26 protein-coding genes, 1 other RNA gene and 4 pseudogenes are annotated in these 25,926 nt (G+C 37.5%); 12 read left to right on the plus strand and 19 right to left on the minus strand.

Features of this window, described 5'->3' with window-relative positions; genetic code table 11:
- Positions 1–7: 7 nt before the first annotated feature.
- On the plus strand, positions 8–1,852 hold the full coding sequence (hscA, locus tag CVFO_RS01695) for a Fe-S protein assembly chaperone HscA (protein WP_201339862.1): 1,845 nt from the start codon (positions 8–10) through the stop codon (positions 1,850–1,852).
- Between the two features lie 22 nt (positions 1,853–1,874).
- Entirely contained in the window at positions 1,875–2,213 is a 339-nt protein-coding gene (fdx, locus tag CVFO_RS01700) for an ISC system 2Fe-2S type ferredoxin (protein WP_201339863.1), read from the plus strand.
- Positions 2,214–2,463: 250 nt separating this feature from the next.
- Here fdx and CVFO_RS01705 read toward each other — a convergent pair.
- The 6 genes and pseudogenes from CVFO_RS01705 to ssrS form a co-directional block, all read right to left on the minus strand.
- A pseudogene (locus tag CVFO_RS01705) lies at positions 2,464–2,658 on the minus strand (transposase); the annotation flags it as partial.
- Between the two features lie 69 nt (positions 2,659–2,727).
- Positions 2,728–2,947: pseudogene (locus tag CVFO_RS01710) on the minus strand (IS3-like element ISSde8 family transposase); the annotation flags it as partial.
- Positions 2,948–2,961: 14 nt separating this feature from the next.
- The gene (locus CVFO_RS01715) at positions 2,962–3,117 is read right to left on the minus strand and encodes a hypothetical protein (protein WP_201339864.1); all 156 of its coding nucleotides are present in this window, start codon (positions 3,115–3,117) and stop codon (positions 2,962–2,964) included.
- 43 nt (positions 3,118–3,160) lie between these two features.
- A pseudogene (locus tag CVFO_RS01720) lies at positions 3,161–3,625 on the minus strand (transposase family protein); the annotation flags it as partial.
- 270 nt (positions 3,626–3,895) lie between these two features.
- Positions 3,896–4,447 (minus strand): 5-formyltetrahydrofolate cyclo-ligase, encoded by a 552-nt coding sequence (locus CVFO_RS01725; protein WP_201339866.1) that lies wholly within the window; start codon positions 4,445–4,447, stop codon positions 3,896–3,898.
- A gap of 22 nt (positions 4,448–4,469) precedes the next feature.
- A non-coding RNA gene (ssrS, locus tag CVFO_RS01730) (6S RNA) lies at positions 4,470–4,651 on the minus strand.
- A 153-nt stretch (positions 4,652–4,804) separates the two neighbouring features.
- On the opposite strand from ssrS, the gene dbpA reads away from it, so the two are divergent.
- Positions 4,805–6,190: an ATP-dependent RNA helicase DbpA gene (dbpA, locus tag CVFO_RS01735; RefSeq protein WP_201339867.1), complete on the plus strand. Its 1,386-nt coding sequence runs from the start codon at positions 4,805–4,807 to the stop codon at positions 6,188–6,190.
- Positions 6,191–6,201: 11 nt separating this feature from the next.
- On the opposite strand, the gene CVFO_RS01740 is transcribed toward dbpA, so the two are convergent.
- From CVFO_RS01740 to CVFO_RS01785, 10 genes and pseudogenes are all read right to left on the minus strand, one after another.
- The gene (locus CVFO_RS01740) at positions 6,202–6,615 is read right to left on the minus strand and encodes a hypothetical protein (RefSeq protein WP_201339868.1); all 414 of its coding nucleotides are present in this window, start codon (positions 6,613–6,615) and stop codon (positions 6,202–6,204) included.
- 13 nt (positions 6,616–6,628) lie between these two features.
- Positions 6,629–8,170 carry a bifunctional phosphoribosylaminoimidazolecarboxamide formyltransferase/IMP cyclohydrolase gene (gene purH / locus CVFO_RS01745; protein ID WP_201339869.1) on the minus strand — a complete coding sequence of 514 codons (1,542 nt, stop codon included), beginning with the start codon at positions 8,168–8,170 and terminating at the stop codon, positions 6,629–6,631.
- A 48-nt stretch (positions 8,171–8,218) separates the two neighbouring features.
- A complete protein-coding gene (locus tag CVFO_RS01750) occupies positions 8,219–8,449 on the minus strand; it encodes a helix-turn-helix domain-containing protein (protein ID WP_201339870.1) in 231 nt (76 codons plus the stop codon).
- A pseudogene (gene dusB / locus CVFO_RS01755) lies at positions 8,446–9,354 on the minus strand (tRNA dihydrouridine synthase DusB). Before dusB ends, CVFO_RS01750 begins: the two are co-directional and overlap by 4 nt.
- A gap of 62 nt (positions 9,355–9,416) precedes the next feature.
- Positions 9,417–9,974, minus strand: a complete 558-nt coding sequence (gene def / locus CVFO_RS01760) for a peptide deformylase (protein ID WP_201340374.1) — start codon at positions 9,972–9,974, stop codon at positions 9,417–9,419.
- On the minus strand, positions 9,968–11,527 hold the full coding sequence (nadB, locus tag CVFO_RS01765) for an L-aspartate oxidase (protein ID WP_201339871.1): 1,560 nt from the start codon (positions 11,525–11,527) through the stop codon (positions 9,968–9,970). The genes def and nadB overlap by 7 nt, the downstream gene beginning before the upstream one ends.
- 56 nt (positions 11,528–11,583) lie before the next feature.
- Positions 11,584–13,965, minus strand: a complete 2,382-nt coding sequence (locus CVFO_RS01770; protein WP_201339872.1) for an efflux RND transporter permease subunit — start codon at positions 13,963–13,965, stop codon at positions 11,584–11,586.
- 3 nt (positions 13,966–13,968) lie between these two features.
- Complete coding sequence (locus tag CVFO_RS01775; protein WP_201339873.1) at positions 13,969–14,622, minus strand: protein-L-isoaspartate O-methyltransferase family protein; 654 nt, start codon at positions 14,620–14,622, stop codon at positions 13,969–13,971.
- Between the two features lie 9 nt (positions 14,623–14,631).
- Positions 14,632–16,038 carry a dihydrolipoyl dehydrogenase gene (gene lpdA, locus CVFO_RS01780; RefSeq protein ID WP_201340375.1) on the minus strand — a complete coding sequence of 469 codons (1,407 nt, stop codon included), beginning with the start codon at positions 16,036–16,038 and terminating at the stop codon, positions 14,632–14,634.
- Positions 16,038–17,570 (minus strand): dihydrolipoyllysine-residue acetyltransferase, encoded by a 1,533-nt coding sequence (locus CVFO_RS01785; protein WP_201339874.1) that lies wholly within the window; start codon positions 17,568–17,570, stop codon positions 16,038–16,040. The genes lpdA and CVFO_RS01785 overlap by 1 nt, the downstream gene beginning before the upstream one ends.
- A gap of 123 nt (positions 17,571–17,693) precedes the next feature.
- On the opposite strand from CVFO_RS01785, the gene CVFO_RS01790 reads away from it, so the two are divergent.
- Positions 17,694–18,611: an ABC transporter ATP-binding protein gene (locus CVFO_RS01790; RefSeq protein ID WP_201339875.1), complete on the plus strand. Its 918-nt coding sequence runs from the start codon at positions 17,694–17,696 to the stop codon at positions 18,609–18,611.
- Complete coding sequence (locus CVFO_RS01795; RefSeq protein WP_201340376.1) at positions 18,611–19,369, plus strand: ABC transporter permease; 759 nt, start codon at positions 18,611–18,613, stop codon at positions 19,367–19,369. The genes CVFO_RS01790 and CVFO_RS01795 overlap by 1 nt, the downstream gene beginning before the upstream one ends.
- Positions 19,370–19,433: 64 nt before the next feature.
- Here CVFO_RS01795 and CVFO_RS01800 read toward each other — a convergent pair whose 3' ends face one another.
- From CVFO_RS01800 to plsY, 3 genes are all read right to left on the minus strand, one after another.
- Positions 19,434–19,685, minus strand: a complete 252-nt coding sequence (locus CVFO_RS01800) for a hypothetical protein (RefSeq protein WP_201339876.1) — start codon at positions 19,683–19,685, stop codon at positions 19,434–19,436.
- Positions 19,685–20,521: a polyphosphate kinase 2 gene (ppk2, locus tag CVFO_RS01805; protein ID WP_225879342.1), complete on the minus strand. Its 837-nt coding sequence runs from the start codon at positions 20,519–20,521 to the stop codon at positions 19,685–19,687. Before ppk2 ends, CVFO_RS01800 begins: the two co-directional genes overlap by 1 nt.
- A gap of 193 nt (positions 20,522–20,714) precedes the next feature.
- Entirely contained in the window at positions 20,715–21,308 is a 594-nt protein-coding gene (gene plsY, locus CVFO_RS01810; protein ID WP_201339878.1) for a glycerol-3-phosphate 1-O-acyltransferase PlsY, read from the minus strand.
- A 53-nt stretch (positions 21,309–21,361) separates the two neighbouring features.
- Here plsY and folB point away from each other — a divergent pair, with 53 nt between their 5' ends.
- From folB to CVFO_RS01845, 7 genes are read left to right on the plus strand one after another with little or no spacing between them, the layout of a single operon-like run.
- Complete coding sequence (gene folB / locus CVFO_RS01815) at positions 21,362–21,715, plus strand: dihydroneopterin aldolase (RefSeq protein ID WP_201339879.1); 354 nt, start codon at positions 21,362–21,364, stop codon at positions 21,713–21,715.
- Positions 21,696–22,190, plus strand: coding sequence for a 2-amino-4-hydroxy-6-hydroxymethyldihydropteridine diphosphokinase (gene folK, locus CVFO_RS01820; protein ID WP_225879297.1), 495 nt, complete (start codon positions 21,696–21,698; stop codon positions 22,188–22,190). Before folB ends, folK begins: the two co-directional genes overlap by 20 nt.
- Positions 22,191–22,192: 2 nt before the next feature.
- Positions 22,193–22,810, plus strand: a complete 618-nt coding sequence (locus CVFO_RS01825) for a thiol:disulfide interchange protein DsbA/DsbL (protein WP_201339883.1) — start codon at positions 22,193–22,195, stop codon at positions 22,808–22,810.
- Positions 22,803–23,555: a bifunctional hydroxymethylpyrimidine kinase/phosphomethylpyrimidine kinase gene (thiD, locus tag CVFO_RS01830; RefSeq protein WP_201339885.1), complete on the plus strand. Its 753-nt coding sequence runs from the start codon at positions 22,803–22,805 to the stop codon at positions 23,553–23,555. Before CVFO_RS01825 ends, thiD begins: the two co-directional genes overlap by 8 nt.
- The gene (gene hisC, locus CVFO_RS01835) at positions 23,552–24,613 is read left to right on the plus strand and encodes a histidinol-phosphate transaminase (protein WP_201339887.1); all 1,062 of its coding nucleotides are present in this window, start codon (positions 23,552–23,554) and stop codon (positions 24,611–24,613) included. Before thiD ends, hisC begins: the two co-directional genes overlap by 4 nt.
- Complete coding sequence (locus CVFO_RS01840) at positions 24,606–25,346, plus strand: Nif3-like dinuclear metal center hexameric protein (protein WP_201339889.1); 741 nt, start codon at positions 24,606–24,608, stop codon at positions 25,344–25,346. The genes hisC and CVFO_RS01840 overlap by 8 nt, the downstream gene beginning before the upstream one ends.
- Entirely contained in the window at positions 25,347–25,859 is a 513-nt protein-coding gene (locus CVFO_RS01845) for a hypothetical protein (protein WP_201339891.1), read from the plus strand. It abuts the gene before it with no gap.
- The last annotated feature ends 67 nt before the right edge of the window (positions 25,860–25,926 follow it).

Below are 25,926 nucleotides of genomic sequence, written 5' to 3' on the forward strand. Positions count from 1 at the left end.
ATCAATAATGGCTTTATTACAAATATCAGAACCTGGTCAAGTATCCGTACCACATCAGCATAAATTAGCGATTGGTATTGATTTAGGTACGACTAACTCATTGGTTGCATCCGTGATGAGTGGTCAAAGCAAAGTTCTCATGGATGAAAATAATCAGGTAATTTTGCCTTCGGTTGTACACTGTGGTAAGAATAATAAATTAACGGTTGGTTGTGATGCTTGCCCTTATGCAAACACTGATCCGACCAATACCATTATTTCAGTCAAACGTTTTATGGGCATGAGTTATAAAGAAGTTGCTACATTTAAAAATTGCCCTTACCAATTGCTTGAAAATGGCAATAATGTGTTATTTCACACCGCTACGGGAGATTTGTCTGCGGTTGAAATTTCTGCCAGTATTTTAGCCTCACTCAAGCAACGCGCTGAAAAATCATTGGGTGGTGCGCTATCTGGCGCAGTAATTACAGTACCTGCTTATTTTAATGATGCACAGCGTCAAGCAACTAAAGATGCAGCAACCTTAGCTGGACTCAAAACTTTGCGTTTGCTTAATGAGCCAACAGCAGCAGCGGTTGCTTACGGCTTAGAATCGGGTGAAGGGGGTGTACATGCAATTTATGACCTAGGTGGTGGTACGTTTGATATTTCAATTTTAAGCTTTAGCAAAGACGTGTTCAAGGTATTAGCAACAGGCGGTGATTCTACCTTAGGCGGTGATGATTTTGATGCGCTGATTATTGATGATTGTATCAAGCAATTGGGTATTAGTGAACTTACACCTACCCAAATGCAAAGAATTAAGCAATTTTCACGCACCGCTAAAGAAACTTTGAGCAATCATGAGTTTGCAGAGTTTGATTGCATTGAAAAACCTTATCGCATCACCAAAGAAAAATTTGAAACGCTAGCCAAAGCACTCATTAAACGCACTTTACTTTTAACCAAACGAGCCCTTAGAGATGCACAAATTGATGTTGAAGGTATTAAAGATATTATTATGGTAGGTGGTTCTACACGCATGCCCTTGGTTCGTTCTATGGTGGGTGATTTATTTAAAAAACCAGTTTTATGCTCCATTAATCCAGATGAAGTGGTTGCTAAAGGTGCAGCAATACAAGCCAATATTTTGGCTGGCAATAAATCACAAGAGGATATATTGTTATTAGATGTATTGCCGTTGTCACTTGGGCTTGAAACGATGGGAGGATTGGTGGAAAAAGTCATTCAACGCAACACCACAATTCCTATTATTCGTGCACAAGAATTTACCACCTTTAAAGATGGGCAAACAGCCATGAGCATTCATGTATTGCAAGGTGAAAGAGAATTGGTTAAAGATTGCCGCTCATTGGCTAAATTTGATTTGCACGGCATCCCACCCATGGTGGCAGGTAGTGCTCGCATTCAAATAGAGTTTCAAGTGGATGCTGATGGCTTGTTATCTGTGAGTGCTGTTGAGAAAATATCAGGCGTTAAAACAAACATCATCATCAAGCCATCTTACGGATTAACAGATGCGCAAATGGAAAAGATGCTTAAAGATTCTGTTTTATTTGCCAAAACTGATATTCAAACCAGACAACTTCATGAGACACAAGTAGAGGCAGACAGAACTATTCAAGCCATAGATTCAGCACTTAAAAAAGACAAGCACATGCTTGATGATAAAATGCTTAATAATATCTTAACTGCAAGAACGATACTATTTAACATGACTCACTCTGATGATAAAAAAGCCATTAAAACCGCCATTGACAATCTTGAGAACACTTGTTCAAAATTTGTCGAGATGCGTATGAACAGTACCGTTATGAAAGCCATGAAAGGTCATAATGTTGATGAATTTTAACAAAAATATTTAGGAAGCCTATATGCCACAAATCATTGTACTACCCCATCATGAATTATGCCTAGAAGGCATTGTTATTGAAACTCAATCAGGTGTTAGTGTTTGCGATGCACTACTTGCCAATGACGTTGAAATTGAGCATGCTTGTGAAATGTCAAACGCTTGCACAACTTGCCATATTTATCTGCGCGAAGGATTTGATTCAGTAGAGGAGTCAGATGAAATAGAGGATGATTTATTAGACAAAGCTTGGGGCTTAGACCCAAATTCTCGCCTATCTTGCCAAACGATTATGGGTGACACTGATTTGGTAATTGAAATCCCAAAATACACCATCAATCAAGTCTCTGAAACTCACTAAATGCCATTTTACTAAGGATACTCCTGACTAAACCCAACACAAATCAGTACAATCTACCACTAGTTTTAAAAATACTTCCAATCAAAGGAGTATCCAATGCCACAAAATCTAGCAACAAGCACATTCAAAAATACCCTCCCCCGAGTCTTCTCTAAGCCCTAAACCCCTCAAAACCCAGTGCCTTTGCACTTGCTCTTTTTAGTCTTTCATTCTCCATTGGCACACTACGCAACGCCCTAGGCTCTATAAACTAATTCACTGCTTGTGACCAATTTCTAATTGGCATCGTCCATTTCTTACTGGCTGCTTCAATGGCCAAAAAGACAACTTTAAAAGCAGAATCATCGTGATTAAAAATCTTTCTATTCTTGATAGATTTACGAATCACTGAGTTTAAGGATTCAATGGCATTGGTGGTATAGACTGCCTTTCTAATGGCTTCAGGAATTGTATTGTTGGCAAGCCTTGTTTATCTTGATAATCATATCACTTGGTGATTGTCCACAGCGAACAAGGCTGTTGCCTTTTTTAAGATTTCATTGTCCCTTTGTGCGCGCCAAAGTTGTTTCTCAAGCAGTTGTATTGTTTGTTGTTCAGAAGTCAGCGCTTTGCCTGACTCTGGTGTTTGTCCACCAAGCTCTGCTAGGTATTGTTTTCTCCATCTGCTAACTGCTGAGGAGCAAGCTCCTGATATTATCATGATTTTTTTTATTGGTGTAATTCTCATGCACCATGAGTTTGGCATAATCTAGTGTTCCCCCTCAAGGGGGTATTGAACAGAATGTTCAACGGTAAAAGTCACTCGTTGTTTTCTTGATTTATATTGTGTCATTACTGACCTCCTTATGGTTTGTATTATAAGGCTATCTTTGTGTCCAAGTAGGTTAGAGCATTGCACACTCACCGAAACCCTACATTTCCCTAAATCATGCCTTCATTGTGAAGATCCGCCACTGAATCAAACATTCTAATGATTGAATAACTCGTCTTGCTGGCATGGACAAGTCCACATCAATATTCAAGCCTTCCCGATTGTAATCATCGACAACATTAAAAGTTCTAATGTGCCTGCCATCAGTGAGTGAGTCTGACATAAAATCCATTGACCAAGTTTGGTTAATAGTTGTTGGCACACTCAGTGCTTCGGGTTTATCTCTTTTGATTCTTCTTCTTGGCTTGATTCTTAGATTGAGCTCCAGTTCTTGGTAAATGCGATACACTCGTTTATGGTTAAATTTGTAGTCTTTAACATTACGTAGATATAAATAGCACAGTTTAAAACCCCAACGCTTGTGCGTTGCGGTTAAGCGCAGTAGACAATCGGCAATTAAAGCATTGTCATCACTGAGTTTTGGTTGATAATAATAAGTGCTTTTACTAATGCTACAAACTTCGTAAATAAGTTTGATACTTGTGTTCTTATTTTGTTCATTAAATCCTGGCAATTGCCAGGATTTTTTTGATTTTGACGTATTAATTCAATGGTTAGTTAAATACCGAATTAACGATACACTAGCCAAAGGGTATTCTGAGTAATCCTTTGGAAGGGTTACTCAGAACCTTAATAAATACCTTAAGCAAAGAATTTTCTTAAGCCTTTTAATGCATGGCATTTAACCGCTGAGTTAATAATAGTTTAGTGTTAGGGATTTAATTATGGGAGGGTATTGTGTTATTGTTAGTTAATAGACTTTAGTTGGGGTAATGACTGCATCAGGTGTTATATCCCAAGGCTGGCTATCAATCTTAGTAACTTGTTGACAATCAAAAGCCAGTCCATAGAGTTTGGGATTGTTGTAGTTTGTTTGGTGTTTTTTAAAGGCTAGTGTGCGGTCATAGAAGCCACTACCCATACCAATTCTATTTTTATTTTTATCAAAACCTACCAGTGGCATGAAGATAATATTCATTTGTTTGGCGTTTAAAATTTGGGTAGAGACAGGCTCTTTAATGCCAAATCTATTTTTTTTGAAATACTTATTAACTTTTTCAAATTTAAGACTTTTATTGGCCAATATTGGTAAATAGATACTAAAACCTTGTTTTTTTAAGAAGTTAGTGATATATTTAGTATCAATTTCACCGTCGTTTGGCAAGTAAATGGCAATTTTTTGCCCATGTTTGAAAGTGACTAGTTTTTGTGTTTGGGACAATAAGCGTTTGGCGAATCTTTCTCGGTCACTGTGATTAATAGCACGTCTTTTTTGTCTGAGTGTGGGTCTTAATGCCTGCATAATTAAGCATTATAACTTTTAAAAAAGATCCATTGTGCCGTGTTGAAAAAAACCTGAACCATAAGGCTCAAGGCGGAAGTTTGAAGATTACCGCAGGCTCCCCATTTCAAGATGGGCTTGCTCAATAGTAAGCTATCGCATTTCCTGATTGTTTTATTTACCGGCTCAGGGGATATATATCAATCACAAGCACAACAGACAAGTATTATTATCGTCCTTTTTTAGATGCTGTATTGAATTTTTTATAAAAAAATGCATTTTTAGAATGAGTAAGGTTTGTTTCAAGTTAGTGGTGTGAAGGTTCTAGCATGAAAGATTGGCGTAAAATCTATCCCATACTCATTGACCTTTATTATTTTGAACACGATTGATTTTTATTCATTAGGTTTATATCCAGATTTATTAAAAAATTTAAGCACCTTAGGCTATGATTCAATGACGCCTATTCAGCAGTTGAGCTTGCCAGCTATTCTATCTGGTAAAGATGTGATTGGCCAAGGCAAGACAGGCTCGGGTAAGACAGCGGCATTTGGCTTGGGTTTGTTGCAAAAATTGGATGTTAAATCGTTTAAAGCGCAATCCATTGTTTTGTGTCCAACTCGTGAGCTGGCTAATCAGGTGACAGTTGAAATTCAAAAACTCGCCAGAGCCGTTCATAATATTAAGATTTTAGCACTGTGTGGCGGTACACCTTTTGGACCACAAATCGGCTCATTAGCCCATGGTGTGCATATTGTGGTGGGTACGCCTGGGCGCATTGAAGAGCATTTGCGAAAAGGTACGCTTAAATTGAACCATATTAGTACATTGGTACTTGACGAGGCAGATCGTATGCTAGATATGGGTTTTCAAGAATCCATTGATAATATTATTGAAACAATACCTATTAATCGACAAACTTTATTATTTAGTGCAACTTATCCAGATACCATTGCCAGTATCGCGCAGCGCGTAATGAAGTCGCCCATTATGGTTAAAGCACCATCAACACACGAAGAATCGACCATTAAGCAGTATTTTTACAAAGCTAATACGGATGATGAGCGAATGACGGCTTTGAGGCTTTTATTGGCAAAATACAAGCCTGAATCTAGTTTGGTTTTTTGTAATACCAAGCGCGATGCACAAGAAGTTGCTGACGAATTAACTTATTATGGATTTTATGCATTGGCAATGAGTGGCGATCTTGACCAACTAGAACGCGATCAAGCGCTGATTAGATTTTCTAATAAAAGCGTATCTGTTCTTGTGGCAACTGATGTAGCAGCTCGTGGCTTGGATATTGACTCACTTGATATGGTGATTAATTTTAACATTGCTCATGATGAGCAAGTCCATACACACCGTATTGGTCGTACTGGTAGGGCAGGACGTACTGGCATTGCTTGTACTTTGTATAGTGATAGAGAAACTTACAAACTCAATGTGTTGGACTTGGGCATTGAGGATGAGATTATTCCTGACCCATTACCAAGCGAGCATTACTTAAATAGATCCATTAAAAAACCACCCATGACAACCTTAAAGATAGATGGCGGTAAAAAACAAAAATTACGCCCAGGTGACATTGTGGGCGGGTTAACTGGAAAAGGGGGTATTGCTTTTGAGCAGATTGGTAAGATTAATGTACTTAGCCATTGGTCTTATGTTGCGGTCAGTTCAGAATTAGTTAAAACTGCATTAAAAAAGATAAGTCATGATAAATTAAAAGGCAGGTCATTTAAAGTAAGAATTCTTTCATAAATATTTAGCATTTAAGGATTGTCAATAGATTCAACACCTAGTATTTCCCAATTATCTGTTTGATAGTTGACAAGGTATCCACTAAGGCGTTTTAATATTTGGGTTTTAATTTCACTGGGTAATTGGAACACTCGATTGCATTGAGGATAACCACTTATGTTTTGATAAATATTGTCTGCAATAACTGCTTCTCTGGTTAGTTTGATATTAGAGAGTGCACCTACCAACACCTCACTAATAAATTCAGGCTTAACCAAAGGGTAATAACCCATTGAGTCATATTTTTTTACCATACTCACCCAATCCTCTAGCGCTGTCTTTAAATCTTTAGTATTTTCATATTCCTGTACAAGCGCATCAAGCTTACCATTAGCGATGGACATTGTATTTATTTGTGGGTAGACTTTAATTTTTTCGACTGACATAGTTGTTTTCCAGTTAATGTTTAAAGTGACGCATGCCTGTAAATACCATTGCAATATCATGCCCGTTTACTGCTTTTATAACTTCGGCGTCACGCATTGAGCCGCCTGGTTGAATAATGGCTTTAATGCCAGCTCGTGCTGCTGCGTCAATACCATCTCGAAATGGGAAAAAAGCATCGGATGCCATTACGCAACCTTCAACAATGAGAGATTCGTCAGCTGCCTTAATGCCAGCGATTTTGGCAGAGTAGACTCTAGACATTTGACCCGCGCCAACACCAATGGTCATTTGGTTTTTAGTGTAAACAATGGCGTTTGATTTAACCGCTTTGGCGACTTTCCAAGCAAATAATAAATCTTTAATTTGGTCTTTGGTGGGTGCTAAATTACTGACGCATTTAATATCATCTTCTGTGATAACGCCCAAGTCCTTATCTTGTACTAACAAGCCACCAGTCACACGCTTATAATCTAGCGAAGGGTTTGCTGTGTTTAAATCGCCACACTCTAGCACGCGTATATTTTGTTTGGCTGATAACACTTCTTTAGCGTCATCATCAACATTAGGTGCAATAATAACTTCAACAAACTGACGCTCAATAATACGCTGTGCCGTTTTTTTGTCTAGGTTACGATTAAAGGCAATAATGCCACCAAATGCCGAAGTTGGATCGGTTTTAAAAGCGTCATCATAAGCATCAAAAATGTCAGCACGTACAGCAACACCACATGGATTGGCGTGCTTAACAATCACGCAACACGGCTCATCAAAACTGCGCGCACATTCAAGCGCAGCATCTGCATCTGCCATATTATTGTATGACATTTCCTTGCCTTGGCATTGCGTTGAGGATGCTATGCAGACCTCGGTGATATTGTTCTCAACATAGAATGCAGCATTTTGATGTGGATTTTCCCCATAGCGCATTGATTGAACCTTGTTAAATTGTAGATTGATGGTGTTAGAAAAACCATCTTTTTCTTTGCCTAAATAATTGGCAATAGCACCGTCATAAGCTGCTGTATGTTCAAATGTTTTAAGAGCTAGTTTGGTTCGAGTTTTAAGTGTAGTATTACCTGATTTACTAATTTCACTCATGACTTTTTGATAATCTGCACTATCTACCACAACTGTCACAGATGCATGATTTTTGGCACTTGATCTTAGCATTGCTGGACCGCCAATATCAATATTTTCAATCGCATCTTCCAACGTGCAGTCAGCCTTGGCAATCGTTGCTTGAAATGGATAAAGGTTAACCACAACCAAATCAATCGGCTTAATGTCGTTTTCTGCCATCACGCCTTCATCAAGCCCACGGCGCGCTAAAATGCCACCATGAATTTTAGGATTAAGGGTTTTAACGCGACCCGCCATCATCTCAGGAAACCCTGTATAGTCTGACACTTCAATGACTGGAATATGATGCCCATTCAACAGTTTAGCTGTGCCAGCTGTGGAAATAATCTCGATATTTTTATTTGTTAAAAATTGGGCAAAATCAATCAATCCAGTTTTATCAGAAACACTGATTAAGGCGCGTTGTATAGACATTTTATTCCTTTAAAATTTGATAGGCAATTAGGGAATAATTATAAGGTGTTAGAGTTTGTATCGTTGAATTTTTTTCTTTAATGTACCACGATTAATACTTAGAATTCTTGAAGCCTCGCTTTGATTATTATTGACAAAGTCAAGCACAAATTTAATCACAACAGATTCTACATCATTGATGACCATTTTATGCACGCCACTTGCTTGCTCGCCATCCAATTGTTTAAAGTAACGTTTAAGTTTTGCATTAATGCAGGCTGGTAAATCAGTTGAGCTCATAATTGTTGCAGGTAATTTTCAAGTAGGTTGAATTGTTGTTTTTGGTTATTAATTCGGTTAACGTTTTGCCAAAATTGCTGGGCATGTTTTCTATCAAGGTGTGTAGCATACCAAAAAATGTGCTTTCTAGCGAGCCATAAACCTAAAAAATCGCCATAAAATTGATAAATTTGTTGAACATGGCTAAGAATGGCTTGCTTTTTAAGTTCAAGTGGGATAGTTTGGGCGTGTTGTCCAGTTTTGAGAAAATGGTCAATTTCATGAATAATCCAAGGGTTTCCCTGCGTTGCTCTGCCAACCATAACCCCACTTGTACCTGTATATTATAGGACTTGACTGACTTTGTCCGCATTGGTAATATTGTCATTGGCAACCACGGGAATATTAACTTAATGCACCACATCCTTAATGGTGTGATATTCTTCCTCGCCTTTGTGGATCTAACCGTGTATGTTCAGCATTTGAATACCAGCTTTTTGTGCAATTTGAGCGATGGTTGGGGCGTTTTTATGGCTAACATCCCAGCCAGTTCGCATTTTTAAGGTCACTGGAATATCAACCGCCTTGACAACAGATTCTAAAATATCTTGAACCAGCTGTTCATCTTGCACTAGTGCAGAGCCTGCTGCCTTGTTACAGACTTTTTTGGCAGGGCAGCCTATATTGATATCAATAATGTGCGCACCAAATTTAACTGCTTTTTGGGCAGATTTTGCTAATTCTAAAGCACTAGAGCCAGCTATTTGAATGCTAATTGGTGCTGTTTCCCTTTTAAAGTCTAGGCGGTATTTGGATTTATTAGTACTCAGTAAATGGTTTTGCAATACTACCATTTCTGAGGTTGTTAATGCCGCACCTTGGGATTTGTACAACAGTCTAAATGGCTTGTTACTAGTGCCAGCCATGGGTGTGCCCCGAGTAATACTTGCGAGCTAAGCTTGTACGGGCCAATTTGGATTGACACAGACTAGCCCTTAATCATCTTTTTTGTTTTTTCTAGTAGGCGTTTTTGTTTGAGTTTGGACAAATAATCAATAAACAAAATACCCTTTAAATGATCTAGTTCATGCTGAATGCAAATGGCAAGTAGCCCTGTTGCTTGCAAGGTAAATACTTCGCCTTTTTCGTTGAGCGCTTCAACTTTAATATGATTAGAGCGTTGCACTCCTGCTTGAAAATCGAGTACGGATAAGCAGCCTTCGATGTGTTTTTCTTGCCCGTCTTTTTCTTTAATTTTTGGGTTAATAAAACACAAGGGGTGATGTTTTTGTGGCTGCTTGTGTGAGTCCTTTTGGCAATTTTTTAATAAAAATTGATAGTCATCTTGCGAGTCTGGCACATCAATCACCACCACTTGTAAATGTTGGTCAACTTGAGTGGCAGCTAAGCCGATACCATCTTTGGCGTACATGGTTTCAAACATGTCTTTAATTAAAGTTTGTATAGTTTTATCAACCACGTCCACGTGTTTGGCTTTGGTTCTTAGGCGTTTATCAGGGTAGTTTAAGATGGGTAGAATCATGATTTTTTAATGATGGTGTTAGTTGCTTGGCTTGCTTGTTGTGGATAGTCCTCATTGTAATGCAATCCTCTGCTTTCTGTTCTGGAAATTGCAGATTGAACAATTAATTGTGCGGTTTGAACAAGGTTTCTTAACTCAATTAAATCACTAGAAATTAAATAAAGTTTGTAATAATCGTTCACCTCTGTTTGAATTTGGTCTAGGCGGTGCTGTGCATATTTTAAGCGTTTGTTAGAGCGCACAATACCAACAAAATTCCACATAATACGGCGAATTTCATCCCATAAGTGTGATACCACTACTTTTTCTTTTGAAGGTGCCGCTCTGGAGGCATCCCACGGGCTAAATTTTTTATACGTTAATGTTATTGACTGTTGGTTGATATGGTTGGCACAAGATTTGGCGAATACCATGCATTCTAACAAAGAATTACTCGCCATACGATTAGCGCCATGCACACCTGTGTATGCCACCTCGCCAACAGCATATAGATTGCTCACATTGGTTTGACCATCAAGATTGGTTTGCACACCCCCACAAGTGTAATGAGCCGCAGGTACAACAGGAATGGCATCTATAGCGATATCAATACCAAGTGATTGGCACTTTTTATAAATGGTTGGGAAGTGTTGTTTGATCCAGTTTTTGTCTTTAAATGAAATGTCTAAATAAACACAATCAAGGCCATGGGTTTTTATTTGTGCATCAATTGCACGAGCAACAATATCACGTGGCGCAAGCTCTTCTCGACTATCAAATTCATGCATAAAGGCTTGACCATTCGGCAAAACTAACTTACCACCTTCGCCACGAAGTGCTTCGGTGATTAAAAAAGATTTTGCGTGTGGGTGGTAAAGGCAGGTAGGGTGGAATTGGGTAAATTCCATATTAGTAATCACGCATTTTGCTCGATACGCCATGGCAATGCCATCACCCGTTGATGTGTCTGGATTAGAGGTATAAAGATAAACCTTTGATGCACCACCTGTGGCAATAATGGTTTTATGGGAGATAAAACTTTCAACTTGGTGGGTGTTTTTATTAAGAATATAGGCGCCATAGCAATCGTGGGATTTGATTAGTAAATCAACAGCAATATAGTTTTCAAAAAGTGTTATGTTGCTTTTTTCTTTAACGCTTTTGAGTAAATTGATTTGGATTGATCGCCCTGTTTTATCAGCAACATGTACCACTCTTCTATGGCTATGACCACCTTCAGTCGTTAGATGATACGCTTCTTTATTTTTGGTAAACTTAACACCTGAACGCTCTAATGAGGCAATGACTTTGGGCGCATTTTCAACCATAAAACGGATGGCAGTTTTATCACCCAGACCTTTTGCAGTCGACAAGGTGTCTTGCGCGTGAGTGCTAAAGTTATCATTGATATCTAGTACAGCAGATATACCACCTTGTGCATAGTATGAGCTGCCTTCTAATAGTTTATCTTTGGCAATCAATGCAATGTTCAAATCATCTGATAACTGTAGTGCACTCATTAATCCTGCACTACCTGTGCCGATGATTAGAACGTCAAAATGATGTTGTTTTGGCATGGGTATTAACGATAAATGAACACTACTGGCATAATCTTTTTTAATTCGTTAGCGCCTTATGGGTTGATTTTTGGCTTTACCATGAGTATTAACTTAGGCAATAAAGTTAAATTAGCAAGTAGCGCACTGAGCATTGCAATGGCAGTAAATACGCCAAAGTAAATACTGGGTATAAAGTTAGACAGGGCTAAAATTAAAAAGCCCATTGTTACCGTAATTGACGTATAAAACATTGCCAAACCAATACTGGCATGAGAGCGATACATTGTTGCCATATAATCCTTATCTTTTTTAAATTCATCCTTAAAACGGTGAATGTAGTGAATGGCATTGTCAACGCCAATGCCGATGGCAATCGCTGAAATGGTGATGGTCATTAAATCCAGTGGAATATTCAACAGCCCCATAATGCCAAGAATAAAAAGTGACGGTAAGGTGTTTGGAATTAGCGCAAGAATGGACAAACTAATCGATTTGAAAATAAACAAAAACATAATAAAAATCATTACAAATACCACGGCAATGGTCTTGATTTGCGACTCAAATAAACTTTGTAGCATGTTGTTATACAAAACTAACATGCCACTTAAATGAAAACTGTCCGGCTTAAACCCAAGGTTAGTAGAAATATGGCGTTGAATTTTATCAATCAACTCGCCGCGTTTTAATTCTTTATTAGTTTCTCGAATACGGATAACCATCCTGAGTTGTCCACTGTCCTCAGATAAATAAGGGTACAACACTTGCGTTTTAGCACTTTCAGGTAGTTGAGAACGGACAATGTTTAAGAAAAATCCATTAAGTGCCTCACCACCATTGGCTTGGGTTAAAAGTTGCATTAGAATGTCAATTGACAAAACCTTGCCAGTTTCTTTCAAAGAATCAAGATATTGATGAATATCATGTATCTCATCGCGTAAATCTTCATCAAACCAATAGTCTTCTGCTAAATCATCAAAAATAATTTCCAGCGGAATGGTACCCCCTAGTTTTTTATCAATTAAGGTTAGACCTTGGTTGATTTCTGTGTCTTTTTTAAAGTAATCAATAAAACGATTTTCAACGCTAAGTTTACTAACCCCAAACCCAGCACCTATTACAAATATTATCAATACCACTAATAAATGATTGCCAAATTTTTCTACAAACTTAGCCAATGAGGTGGTGACACTTAGTTCAGTTTTGTGTTTTGCAATTTTTGCTTTTGGTAATAAACTCATGATCATTGGAAAAGCAAGAAATGATAATATTAAGGCAATGGTGACACCAATTGACATCATCCAGCCAAAATCAATCACGGGTCTGATACCACTAATAAGTAAAGAACCAAAAGCCACAAACGTGGTTAGAGTTGTAAAAAGACAAGGCTTAAACATTTGTGACAAAGTGTCTTTAATGAGTTGGTTTGAGTCAAACTCTGGATTGAGTTGGGCGATTTCTCTATATCTAACCACGAGATGTATAACCACAGAAAGTGTCATCACCAGCAATAATGAGAAAAAGTTAGATGAGATAACAGTCACTTTCCAACCTAAATAAGCCAAAACACCTGTCATGATAAGCGCGCTAACAATACTAATGCCAATTGGCATAATGACCCAGCGAATGCTTTTGAAAATAATCAACAAGATTAAACTCATTAGCCCAATAACTGCCAAGCTAAATATAATCAAATCGTTACTAATATAAGCCACAATATCAGTGGTAATCATAGGTAGACCGCCTAAAAATAGATGAGCCTTGTCTGAATATTGGCCAATAGTGGTTCGAATTTGGCCAATTGTTTGCGCTTGTAATTCACTCTGGGCAGTGGCATTTTTTAAAACTTGCTTTTCGATAATTTTAAGTTTTAATTGCTGGTCATCTGACAATGTATTATTAGCCCTTTGAATACGCATTTTGTCACGACTTTCACGTAATTCTTTGAACTTCTGATTGTCTTTTAGTGCCACTAAAACAGCAGTTGTCTTGCCATCTTTGCTGACTAAATTATTAGCATATAAAGGTGAATTTTTAAATTCATCATTGGCTAAAGTTAAGTTAGCATTGCCATTATCAATGCTAATGTTTTCACCAGCTAAATCCGCTAAAAATAAGGGTGGTGATCTAAAGAGTGGCACGTCTAGAATAGTCGTTACCGACTTGACTTGGTCAATTTTGGTTAAATCTTGTCTAAATTTTCTAAGGTGGTTGAGTTGTTCAGGTGCCAGTAAATTGCCTTCAACCTGGTAAGAAATAACCAAATAATCATCAGACCCATAATTTTTTTTAATACTTTGGTAGTAGCGTAGGTCTTCATCACCTTCTAGTACCAAAGAATCTGAAGAGGCATCCAGTTGAAAATCAGGAATTTGAGCAATAAAAAATACAGCGACCAGTGACAAAAGTACAAGCCCTAATAAGGCTTTTTTCAGAACAAAGTTAAAAAACACATTCATGGTTTAAAACTCAAAACTGGCTGATGACTCTAACCCTTGCATGGGGTCTAATTGTGTTTCAAATAAGGATTTTGTATCCCATTTATGCTCACTAATACGAGTAATCAATTTTGCACTCATGATATTACCAGTACCTTCAATCACAAAGATTCTACCGCCTACATTTAATAAGTGAAAGTAACGACCTGTAATTTTAGGCACCGAACTACCAACAATAACCATATCAAAAAAATCATCAGAATGCCAGCCTTTTGAAGCGTCTCCCACTTTTAAATTAACATTATCAATCCCCAATGCATTAATTTTTTCTTGGGCGCTATGACTAAGTGTCTCATCAATTTCAATACTGGTTACAGATTTGCATAATTTTGACAGAACAGCCGTTAAATAGCCACTACCCGTACCCACTTCTAATACAGTTTCATGTTTTTGAATGTTAAGCGCATCTAGTAAGCGCCCTTCAATCTTTGGAAAAAGCATTTTTGCTTTATTGGTCAGTGGAATTTCAATATCTGCAAAGGTAAGGTTTTTATATTTCTCCGGCACAAAATCTTCTCTTGGCGTATCTTTAAGTGCATTATTAGCAATATAATTTAACCCACCCCAAGGACGAATTTGTTGCTCAATGACGTTTTTTCTTGCTTGATTTGTATTCATAATCTCTTCCTATTTTTTCTTTTTCGGCGGTAATAAATCTGTAATTGTACCCTGTGCCATTTCAGTTGCAAAGGCGGTGGTTTCACTTAAGGTTGGGTGGGCATGGATGGTGAGTGCGATATCATCCATATCGCAACCCATTTCAATGGCAAGTGTTGCTTCAGCAATCAACTCACCTGCATTAGTACCACAAATACCCATGCCTAAGATTCTACCTGTTTTTGCATCAAACAAGCCTTTAGTCATGCCTTCAGACCTACCAATACTTAAACTACGGCCTGAAGCTGCCCAAGGGAATACGCCTTTTTCATAAGCAATACCTTCAGCTTTGAGTTCTTTTTCGGTTTTGCCTGTCCAAGCAACTTCTGGGTCGGTGTAGGCAACGGATGGGATGGTGAGCGCATCAAAGCCTGATTTGTGCCCACAAATGACTTCTGCTGCGACTTTGGCCTCGTGTACGGCTTTGTGGGCGAGCATGGGTTGTCCAACAATATCGCCGATGGCGTAGATGTTTTGAACATTGGTTTTCATTTGTTTGTCTGTGGGGATAAAGCCCCAATCGTTGACTTCAACACCTGCTTTTTCGCAATCGATTAATTTGCCATTAGGAGTGCGACCAATGGCAACTAGCACTTTATCAAAGGTGTCAAATTCTGGGGCGTTTTTGCCTTCAAAACCAACTTTAATACCTTCGTCTAGCGCGTCCATACTGGTTACTTTAGTGTTTAGAAAAATATTGGCGTATTGTTTTTTAATGCGCCTAAATAGTGGATTGACAATGTCTTTGTCAGCACTGGCAATGAGTTGGTCTGATAATTCAACAATTGATATTTCACTACCTAGTGCGTCATATACCGTTGCCATTTCTAGGCCGATAATACCACCACCAACAACAAGCAAGCGTTTGGGTATGTTAGTTAAATCTAGCGCATCTGTTGAGTCCATTACGCGAGCATCATCAAACGGAAAGGCAGGAATTTTGGTAACGCGTGAACCTACGGCGATAATACATTGTTCAAATTCAATGATATCGTCACTATGTTCGATTGCAAGTTGATTGGCTGAGATGAACTTACCATAGCCTGTTATAACATCAACCTTTCTTGCCTTTACCAAGGCTTTGATGCCGCCTGTTAATTTAGCGACAATATTGGTTTTATTTGTGCGCACGTCATCAATGTTAATGTCTGGCTCATTGAACGTAACACCTAAATGTGAGACTTCTTTTGCTTGCATGATGATTTGGGCAGTATGAAGGAGTGCTTTAGAAGGGATACAGCCAACATTTAGGCACACACCACCTAAAACATCATAACGTTCAATTAGCGTCACTTGTTTGCCTAAATCAGCCGCTCGAAATGCGGCCGTATAACCACCAGGACCAGAACCAATAACAATAACTTGAGTTTTTATAATCATACAATCCCCTTCATGTCTTGCAAAGTATTGTTTAACTCCGCCATAAACTGCCCGCCTTGTACGCCGTCAATCACGCGGTGGTCGTAGGATAGTGCCAGTGGTAATGTTAAAATGGGGATGAAATTTTCACCACCCCAAACGGGTTTGAAATATGAGCGTGATACGCCTAAGATAGCCACTTCTGGCGCATTAACAATGGGCGTAAATTGCGTGCCACCAATACCACCCAAGCTAGAAATGCTCAAACCTGCGCCTTGCATATCAGCAGGTCTTAGTTTGCCTTCTCGTGCATTTTTTGAAGTTTTAAAGATCTCTTTGGCCAAATCAGCCAAGGATTTTTGTTCAACATCACGAATAACTGGCACAACTAAGCCTTTTGGCGTATCCATTGCAATGCCTAGGTTGAAATACTTTTTAATAATCAAGTTTTCACCTGATTCATCAAGTGAGGCATTAAAACGTGGGTGGTTTTTTAACGTTTGAACCAGTGCTTTCATGATAAAAACTAGGGGAGTGAGCTTAACACCGTTGGCTTTTTGTTCTTGTCGGTACGCCTCCATTTGATTAATATTGACTTCATCAAATTGGGTAACGTGAGGGATGTTTAGCCAGCAGGCGGTTAAGTGTTTGCCTGATAATTTATTAATTCTGGATAGTGCCAGTGTTTCAGTGTCGCCAAATTTAGAAAAATCAATCACTGGTGTTTTAGGAATAGCACCGCCTAAATTGCCAGAGGTCATTAGCTGTTTAACATAGCCTTTAAGGTCAGCATCTAAAATTCTACCTTTTTGCCCTGTACCAGTGACAGATGATAAATCAACACCCAGCTCTCTAGCCAGTTTACGAATAGAAGGTGAGGCGTGTGAATTGCCTTTGGGTAACGTTGAGATTGCTTGATTAACGTTTGTTGTGATGGGTGTTGGTGTACTAGGGGTTGGCGCTGGTGCGGGTGCGTGGCTTTGTGTTTTAGTTTCGATAGGTGTTTCGGGTGCTTTCTCTACACCTGTACTTTCAATGTTAAGAATTAACGTACCTAAAGAGATTTTATCGCCTAGTGCAACATTAATATCAATGACCTTACCTGCAACTGGTGTTGGGATTTCCATCGAAGCTTTATCGCTTTCTAAAGTGACTATACTGTCCTCTATAGATAGCTCATCACCTGCGCTGACTAAAATTTCAATCACTTCAACTTCATCAAAATCACCAATATCAGGCACAACAACGGGCACGATTTGTGGCTCAGAATGTTCAGTTTTGGTGCTTTGGCTCGTGTTTTGAAGGTCATCTTCACTTTCAGCGCTCAAAATGACATCACCTTGTTTAATTTTGTCGCCAATATTGACGTTAATTTTTGTGACAATACCTGCGAAAGGGCTTGGAATTTCCATAGAGGTCTTGTCGCTTTCTAGAGTAATTATGCTGTCATCAGCGCTTATCTTGTCGCCAATATTCACTAAAATCTCAATTACTTCAACTTCATCAAAATCACCAATATCAGGCAATGTTATATTTTTTATGCTTGTCATATGTTTTACATGTTTAGAAAACAATTTAAAGCAGGTAATTATCGCAAAAATAGCTAATAAAAGGGGATAAATGTTAAAATGTTTTGATTTTTTATTCTATTTTCTTTATAGGTTATATTCATTATGTCGGCTGCACTACTCATTCAAGGTTTAAAAAAAACCTATGCCAATCAATTGGAAGCACTAAAAGGCATTGATCTTCGCGTTGAAAAGGGTGATTTTTTTGCACTACTGGGTAGTAATGGCGCAGGAAAAACAACAGTTATTGGTATTATTTGCGGGCTGCTTAATAAAACTTCAGGCAATATTGAGGTATTGGGCTTTAATCAAAACAGCCATGCCAATCAGGTGAAAAAATTGATTGGATTAATGCCACAGGAATTTAACTTTAATCCTTTTGAACCTATTGAGGAAATTTTGATTAATCAGGCGGGTTATTATGGCATTGCCAAGTCAAAAGCTAAAATTCAAGCTGAGATTTTACTCAAGGAGGTGGAGCTCTGGGATAAGCGTTTTGATATGGCCATATCATTATCAGGCGGTATGAAGCGTCGTTTGATGTTGGCAAGGGCGCTTATTCATCAACCTAAAATATTAATTCTTGATGAGCCTACTGCAGGTGTTGATGTTGAGATACGTCGCTCAATGTGGCGTTTTTTGAGCAGGTTGAATCATCAAGGTATGACCATTATTTTAACCACGCATTATCTTGAAGAGGCTGAGTCGCTTTGTCGTAATATCGCCATTCTAAATGAGGGCGAAGTCATTAAGCAAACTAGTATGAAGGCGTTGTTGTCACAGGTTGACCAACAGGTACTGATTTTGGAAAGCTCAACAAAACTACCTCAAACAATAGTAACTGATAATTTTAAATGCGAACGCTTAGATGATTATTCATTACAAGTTACATTAGGATCAAATGTTAACATTACTAATGTATTGCAAAATTTGAGCATGCAGGGTGTTAATGTGGACCATGTTCGTAGTACGCAAAATCGTTTAGAAACCTTATTTTTATGTCTAACCAACAAGGAGAGGTAATGTGGATTGCTTATAAAACCATTGTTGTTAAGGAGATTCTAAGATTCTCTCGCATTTGGGTGCAAACTATTTTTCCACCCATCATTACCACGTCATTATATTTGTTGATTTTCGGCGGTTTGATGGGTGAGCGCATTGGCGATATGCAAGGTGTGGATTATTTGCATTATATTATTCCTGGTGTGATTTTGATGACCGTTATTACCAATTCTTATGCCAATACAGTGGCATCGTTTTTTCTAGCAAAATTTAACCATAGCGTTAAGGAGTTGTTAGTTGCGCCTGTGCCTTATTGGATTATTTTACTAGGGTATGTTTCTGGTGGCGTGGCACGCGGTTTTGCAGTCGGATTGGGCGTTTTTATTGCTGTGTGGTTTTTTATTGATTTTGAAGTAGACAGTATGCTTATCGTGTTAATTACCTTTTTACTCACGTCAGTCCTATTTTCATTGGCAGGGTTTATTAATGCTATATTTGCCCAATCGTTTGATGACATCTCTATTGTTCCAACTTTCATTTTGATGCCCATGACTTATCTTGGTGGTATGTTTTATAGTGTGGAAATATTGCCACAATTTTGGCAGGATATGTCTAAATTCAACCCAATTTATTATATGGTTGATAGTTTTAGATTAGGGTTTTTGGGTATTAGCACTTCTGAGTTTTGGGTGTCAATTTTAGTTTTATTAAGCATGATTGCTGTATTAGCGATACTTGCTTTTTACCTACTTAAAAAAGGTGTAAATATCAAGACTTAGTTGTAATTTTAGAAAGAAAATTATTAAAGACATAATGCCAGTCTATGACTAGCGAAAAGCGGAATTATTTTAAAGATTTCTTCTTCTTTGCTTTTTTCACTTTCTTTTTAGAAAAGTGTTCTATTTTCTTATCGTTATCTTTTTTATTTTTTTCAATTTTTTTGACTAACTTTTTATGCTGTGCATCCAGCTCTTTTTTCAATTTTTCTATTTTATTAACAGCTTTTTGAGCTTTTTCAGTCGCAATTAAAGCTTCAATTTCTGCCTTTCTGGCAATTTGTATAGCGGCTTTCAGTTGTTTTTTTTTATCTGACATTAGATGTCCTCCTTATTTTTATATAAATTACTTACACTTCCAATAATTTTTGAGTCAGGTTCGAAAACTATTTTAGCATCTTTGTTAAGATAATCTAGATGATAAAGAAAGTGCCTAATACAATTGATTCTTGCACGTTTTTTATCATCTGACTTTACAACAATCCAAGGCGAATCAGCAGTATTGGTATAAAAGAACATGTCTTTTCTGGCTTTGGTATATTGTTCCCACTTGGTTAATGATTGTAAGTCTATTTCACTTAGTTTCCATCTTTTTAAAGGGTCATTTTTACGTAGATGAAAGCGCCTTAATTGTTCCTGACGACTGACAGAGAACCAATATTTAGAAAGTATAAAGTCGTCATTAACCAACATGCGTTCTAATAAAGGTGCTTGCCGCATAAATTCAAGATATTCTGAGTTTTTACAAAAGCCCATAACACGTTCTACGCCGGCTCTATTATACCAAGACCGGTCAAACAGCACCATTTCTCCATTAGTGGGAAAGTGCTTAATATAGCGCTGAAAATACCATTGTCCTAATTCTACTCTTGATGGTTTTTCTAGCGCAATAACACGTGCGGCACGTGGATTGAGATGTTCCATAAAGCGTTTAGTTGTACCACCTTTGCCAGCTGCATCGCGACCTTCAAACAATAAGATAATCCTTTTGTTATGATTTTTAATCCAATCTTGCGCTTTTAGTAGTTCAGTTTGTAATAAATACTTTTCACTTTCGTACTCCTCGACACCCATCTTTTTAGCGTAAGGATAATCGCCTGCTATTTTTGATAAGCTTAACAATGCATTGCCAGACATGACATGGCTTTTATGCATAACATACTTATTATCTTGTAATTTTTTTATCTTATTTTTAGCATCTTTCTTGCTAAACTTTTTTCTGATTGACATAACTATTGCGACGTTTAAATTAAATAATTGTAACAAAATCTATATATTCTAATATTATACATTCATAATGAATGCACTATTTTATTTGTTTTAATGGGCGGGTTCTGAGTTTTAAGCGCTAACTTATTTTATTTTCTTGGTTGTTGAGCAGCCTTTTAATATTACTTTGATGGGTGTAAAAAATCCACAGACAGATTAAGGTAATGACATAAGTAGAGGCTAAATTATCAGTAATTAGATAAAAATAAACTGGCGTGAGCGCGGTAGCAATTAGTGCCGAAAGTGATGAAATTTTTAGTACTTTTGCCATAAAAACCCAAGTAATTATAAAGCCAAACCCAGTAAGATAACTGAGAGCAAATAAAGCACCCAAAAAAGTCGCAACCCCTTTTCCGCCTTTAAAGCCAAAGAAAATGGGATATACATGACCTAAAAATGCCGCCAAAACAACCCAAGTAACATCAAGCATGTTAAAGTCTAGGTAGTAGGCGATTAATACTGGAATTGCACCTTTGAGCCCATCGCCAATGAGTGTGATTGCAGTTGCTTTTTTACCGCCAATGCGCAATACATTAGTTGCGCCTGGGTTGTTTGACCCTTGAGTTCTAGGGTCGGGCAGATTAAGCATCTTACAAACAATAATTGCTGTTGAAATTGAGCCGATTAGATAACTAAGGAGAATAAGAATGGTAAAGGGTAACTCAGGTAACATAATGCTTTTTTGGTTTAATTGAATGAGTAATTTTAGTTGCTCAAAATGTTACTGTGGATATTGTATTTATACAAGGATTAAAAATTGATACCGTTATTGGTATTTACGATTGGGAGCGAAAAATTCGTCAAGATATTGTACTAGATATTGAAATGTCAGCTGATATTAAAGCGGCTAGTGAAACTGATCATATTGACCAAGCGCTGGACTATAAGGCGGTGTCAAGGCGTTTGATTGATTTTGTGCAAAATAGTGAGTTCCGGTTAGTTGAGACCTTGGCAGAAAAAATTACTCAAATTGTATTGGAAGAGTTTGGAGTTACTTGGATAAAACTCACCTTGAATAAAGGCGAAGTATTGACAGGTGCACAAGGTGTAGGTGTTATTATTGAGCGCAGTAATGGCTAATATTCACATCAATATCGGCTCAAATCAAAACCGTAGGGAAAATTTATCTAAGGCCATTGACATTATTAAAGTGACATTTGAAAACACGGTTTTTTCTAGAGTTTATGAATCTAAAGCCTTTGGTTTTGAAGGTGATGATTTTTATAATATTGGTATTAACGCAACGACTAATTTAACAATTTCTGAAGTGGTCAGTGTTTTACATAAAATTGAAAATAATCTTGGTAGGGATAGGCGTTCGCCAAAATTTTCATCACGCTCAATTGACCTTGATTTAACCTTGTATGATACGGTTTTTGATAAAAGCCACAATCTACCAAGAGATGATATTTTGAAATATAACTTTGTGCTTATGCCATTGGCAGAATTAAGCCCAAATCTAACTCATCCACAGCAACACCAAACTTATACGCAGTTACGTGCAACTATGGATGAGTTAAAATCGTATAATATTGAAATCTTAAACAAGGAATAACCATGAAAAAGACACTATTCGCTCTGCTGATTATATTTTCTAGTTTTGTATTTTCGCAGAATTATGAAGCTGGTATAGATTACATAGTGCTTGATAAGCCAGTCAAAACTACCACTGGCGATAAAATTGAAGTGCGTGAGTTATTTTGGTACTATTGTCTACATTGCTATAATCTTGAGCCTCTGATAAATGGTTGGCTTAAAACCAAGCCTAGTAATGTTGAGTTTGTACGTCAACCAGCGATGTTTTCTAAGCGTCGGTTAAATGGGGCGATTTTTTACTTTGTATTAGAAGAATTAAACCTAGTTGAAAAATTGCATGAAGTGTTATTTAATGCAATCCACGCAAAGAATAAACGCTTTAACTCTAAAGAGAGTTTTGTTGATTGGGTAGCAAGTTTTGGTATTGATAAAAACAAGGTAGAAAAAGCATTCGATTCCTTTAGTGTGAAAATTAAAGTCAATAAATCTGAGTTAAGTACACTTAAATATAAGATTACTGGCGTGCCAGTTATGATTATTAATGGTAAGTATTTAACTGATGCCACCCATGCAGGTTCACATACTGATATGCTAAAAGTGGTGGATTTCTTAATCAAAAAAGAAAGCAAACTTGAATGATACAGTTTTAGTTTTATCAGGACTTGACCCTTGTGGTGGTGCAGGGTTAGTTGCTGATATTGAAAGCATCAATCAATTTGGCGTAACACCACTTGTTATTACTACTAATCTTACTGTACAAAACACAGCATCAGTTGAAAGTTTGGTTGAAGTGGATTGTGATTTGATTATTAAGCAATTTAAGCATTTACAAGCTGATGTTGATTTTGAAGTGGTGAAAATTGGCTTATTATCCTCAATTAAGCAAATTAAAACCATTGCTAAGTTAGTTAAAAATAAAACCATCATTCTTGACCCAATTGTGAAGTCCAGTAGTGATTATGATTTTTTAGATTTTGCTTTAATTGATGCTTTAAAACAACAATTGTTGCCACTGGCAAAAGTTATCACACCTAATTTGGCAGAATTACAAATCTTGGCAGATGAGCAAGATGAACAAAAAGCCATTAAAAAACTCTTTTGTAATTGGATTTTACTCACCAAAACTGATTCATTTGATAAGGTGATTGAGCATTGCTTGTATCACCACGGAACACTCACTCAAAGTTTTGTCTATCAAAAGCTACCAGGTAATTATCACGGCTCTGGTTGCACACTTTCAAGTGCAATAAGCGCATTAATTGCATCGGGTTTGGGTATTGAAATTGCTTGCAAGCGTGCATTGGACTATACCTATCAAACTTTATTAAATGCCAAAAGTATCGGTAAAATGCAATATCATCCCAACCGACAATCGCCATCATGAGTTTTATTAACAACTGGCTACGCCCTGATATTAAAGCAATTAATGCCTATCATGTACCTCCTTCTGATGATATGGTGAAGTTGGATGCGATGGAGTCGCCATTTCCCTTGCCAGATGCGTTAATTGGGCAGTATTTGGCGTATTTGGCAGGTGTACAACTAAACCGTTATCCTAGTGCCAGTGCCAACGAGTTGCAACAAACTTTGCGTGAGTTAATGGATATTCCTGATGAGTTTGGCGTGTTGCTGGGTAATGGCTCGGATGAGCTGATTCAACTATTGGCATTGGCATGTGATACGGGGGACACCATTCTAAGCATTGAGCCAAGTTTTGTCATGTACGGAATGATTGCAAAATTTACACGGCTTAATTATCAAAGTGTTGCATTAACGAATAATTTTGAGATTGACGCTGATGCCATGCAAAGAGCGGTAGAAACTCACAATCCTAAGTTAATTTTTATCGCCTATCCAAACAACCCAACAGGTAATGCGTTTGATAGAACAGTTATCGAGACAATTATTACTTCAACCAATGCTTTGGTGGTGCTTGATGAGGCGTATTATGCCTATGCCGATAACAGTTTCTTGCTAGATATCAATAAATATCCAAATCTAGTACTGCTTAGAACCGTGTCAAAAATCGGTTTTGCTGGCTTGCGCATAGGTTTGTTAATTGGTACACAGGACATGGTGACAGCACTAGACAAACTACGCCTGCCTTACAATATCAATATGCTCACGCAGGTGAGTGCGAATTTTCTTCTCAAAGAAAAAGATGAAATCAACAAGAACGCACAAATTATCCTCAAAGAACGCACTGAGTTGTCATCCACGCTCGGTGCAATTAGTGGCTTGCAAGTCTACCCATCACAAGCTAACTTTATTTTATTCAAAGCACCCAATGCCCATCTTTTGTTCGAGTTTTTAAAAGCGAATGGTGTGCTAATTAAAGATTTAAGCACTGCCCCAGCATTAACAGATTGCTTGCGCGTTACCATTGGCACGCAAACACAAAATCAAACCTTTATCAACCTTGTAAAACGCTTCTATGATTGAAAACAAAACCTTATCCGCATACTGCCATGACTATCTTAATGTAGACACGTTTAATGATTATTGCCCCAATGGTCTACAAATTGAAGGCAAGCCTAATATTGATAAAATCATCTCAGGCGTGAGTGCTAATCAAGATTTGATCGATAGAGCGATTGATGAAGGGGTGGATGCGCTGTTTGTCCACCATGGATTTTTTTGGAAAAATGAAAACTTAGCTATAACGGGCATCAAAAAAAACCGCATTAAAGCACTATTAGATCACGATATTAATTTATTCGCCTACCACCTGCCACTCGATGCCCATCTAAAAGTTGGCAACAATGCCCAACTCGCCCAACGCTTTGGCATTAAAAACCCTGCCCCAATTGGTGATACGCTAGTCTGGCAAGGGGAGGTTGACACCACGCTAGGCAGTTTTTCCAATACCATCAAACAAGCCCTGAACCGTACACCGTTAGTTTTTGGCGCGGATGATAAAATATTAAAACGCATCGCATGGTGTAGTGGCGGTGCACAAACTTATATTGACCATGCCATTAACATTAACGCTGATTGTTTTATAACGGGTGAAGTATCAGAACAAATCCCCGCTATCGCTAAAGAAAATAACATCGCCTTCATTTCTGCTGGACACCATGCCACCGAACGTTATGGTGTGCAAGTCTTATGCCAACATTTGAGCCAAAAATTTGGGCTTAAACATCAATTTATTGATATTGATAATATTGTATAAATGAACACCAATGAACAGGGTTTAAAAGAAATACTAGAGCATGAATATGGTTTTGTTGTTGCTATTTTTATAATAGTGATTTCACTTGTAGTAAAGATTGCACATAGTCTTCCTCATATTAATGAATTTCTCGAAAGAAGGAACAAGTCCAAAGCTAAGAAAATAGAACAAGCTCTAAAATCACCCAATCTATCAGATGACGTTAAGACGTATTTACAAGATAAATTAATGAGTGAGTATTTTTACCATACGACTGGTGTATTAGTTGATGCTAACAATATTAAAAAAATTATTGCCATACATCAAGATGTAAAAAATGACATTATTGAGGCTGATTTTAGGATCGCTAGAGACTATATTAAATCAAGAATTGATGTAAAGTTGCTAAATACATTTTGGTATTATACAACTACATCGCTTCTATTTCTCCTTATATTTTTATTTAGCACTATTTTTATGTATGGCTTGCTAAATATTGGCAGTGAGAATTTTCAATCAACTGGTTATTTTTAGTTGATGATAATTTTCATTGGTTTTGTAACATTTTTTGGTGATTTTAAAAAAAAGAAACTTGCTTATG

Origin of the sequence: Isorropodon fossajaponicum endosymbiont JTNG4, assembly GCF_016592615.1 — a bacterium.
Classification (GTDB): Bacteria; Pseudomonadota; Gammaproteobacteria; order PS1; family Pseudothioglobaceae; genus Ruthia.

Bases quoted from the DNA above. Each gene is read 5' to 3' on its own strand.
- hscA (WP_201339862.1), top strand. From the start codon at position 8: ATGGCTTTATTACAAATATCAGAACCTGGTCAAGTATCCGTACCACAT.
- fdx (WP_201339863.1), top strand. From the start codon at position 1,875: ATGCCACAAATCATTGTACTACCCCATCATGAATTATGCCTAGAAGGC.
- CVFO_RS01725 (WP_201339866.1), bottom strand. From the start codon at position 4,447: ATGCAGGCATTAAGACCCACACTCAGACAAAAAAGACGTGCTATTAAT.
- CVFO_RS01740 (WP_201339868.1), bottom strand. From the start codon at position 6,615: ATGTCAGTCGAAAAAATTAAAGTCTACCCACAAATAAATACAATGTCC.
- purH (WP_201339869.1), bottom strand. From the start codon at position 8,170: ATGTCTATACAACGCGCCTTAATCAGTGTTTCTGATAAAACTGGATTG.
- CVFO_RS01750 (WP_201339870.1), bottom strand. From the start codon at position 8,449: ATGAGCTCAACTGATTTACCAGCCTGCATTAATGCAAAACTTAAACGT.
- nadB (WP_201339871.1), bottom strand. From the start codon at position 11,527: ATGCCAAAACAACATCATTTTGACGTTCTAATCATCGGCACAGGTAGT.
- CVFO_RS01770 (WP_201339872.1), bottom strand. From the start codon at position 13,965: ATGAATGTGTTTTTTAACTTTGTTCTGAAAAAAGCCTTATTAGGGCTT.
- CVFO_RS01775 (WP_201339873.1), bottom strand. From the start codon at position 14,622: ATGAATACAAATCAAGCAAGAAAAAACGTCATTGAGCAACAAATTCGT.
- CVFO_RS01785 (WP_201339874.1), bottom strand. From the start codon at position 17,570: ATGACAAGCATAAAAAATATAACATTGCCTGATATTGGTGATTTTGAT.
- CVFO_RS01790 (WP_201339875.1), top strand. From the start codon at position 17,694: ATGTCGGCTGCACTACTCATTCAAGGTTTAAAAAAAACCTATGCCAAT.
- CVFO_RS01795 (WP_201340376.1), top strand. From the start codon at position 18,611: ATGTGGATTGCTTATAAAACCATTGTTGTTAAGGAGATTCTAAGATTC.
- CVFO_RS01800 (WP_201339876.1), bottom strand. From the start codon at position 19,685: ATGTCAGATAAAAAAAAACAACTGAAAGCCGCTATACAAATTGCCAGA.
- ppk2 (WP_225879342.1), bottom strand. From the start codon at position 20,521: ATGCATAAAAGCCATGTCATGTCTGGCAATGCATTGTTAAGCTTATCA.
- plsY (WP_201339878.1), bottom strand. From the start codon at position 21,308: ATGTTACCTGAGTTACCCTTTACCATTCTTATTCTCCTTAGTTATCTA.
- CVFO_RS01825 (WP_201339883.1), top strand. From the start codon at position 22,193: ATGAAAAAGACACTATTCGCTCTGCTGATTATATTTTCTAGTTTTGTA.
- hisC (WP_201339887.1), top strand. From the start codon at position 23,552: ATGAGTTTTATTAACAACTGGCTACGCCCTGATATTAAAGCAATTAAT.
- CVFO_RS01840 (WP_201339889.1), top strand. From the start codon at position 24,606: ATGATTGAAAACAAAACCTTATCCGCATACTGCCATGACTATCTTAAT.
- CVFO_RS01845 (WP_201339891.1), top strand. From the start codon at position 25,347: ATGAACACCAATGAACAGGGTTTAAAAGAAATACTAGAGCATGAATAT.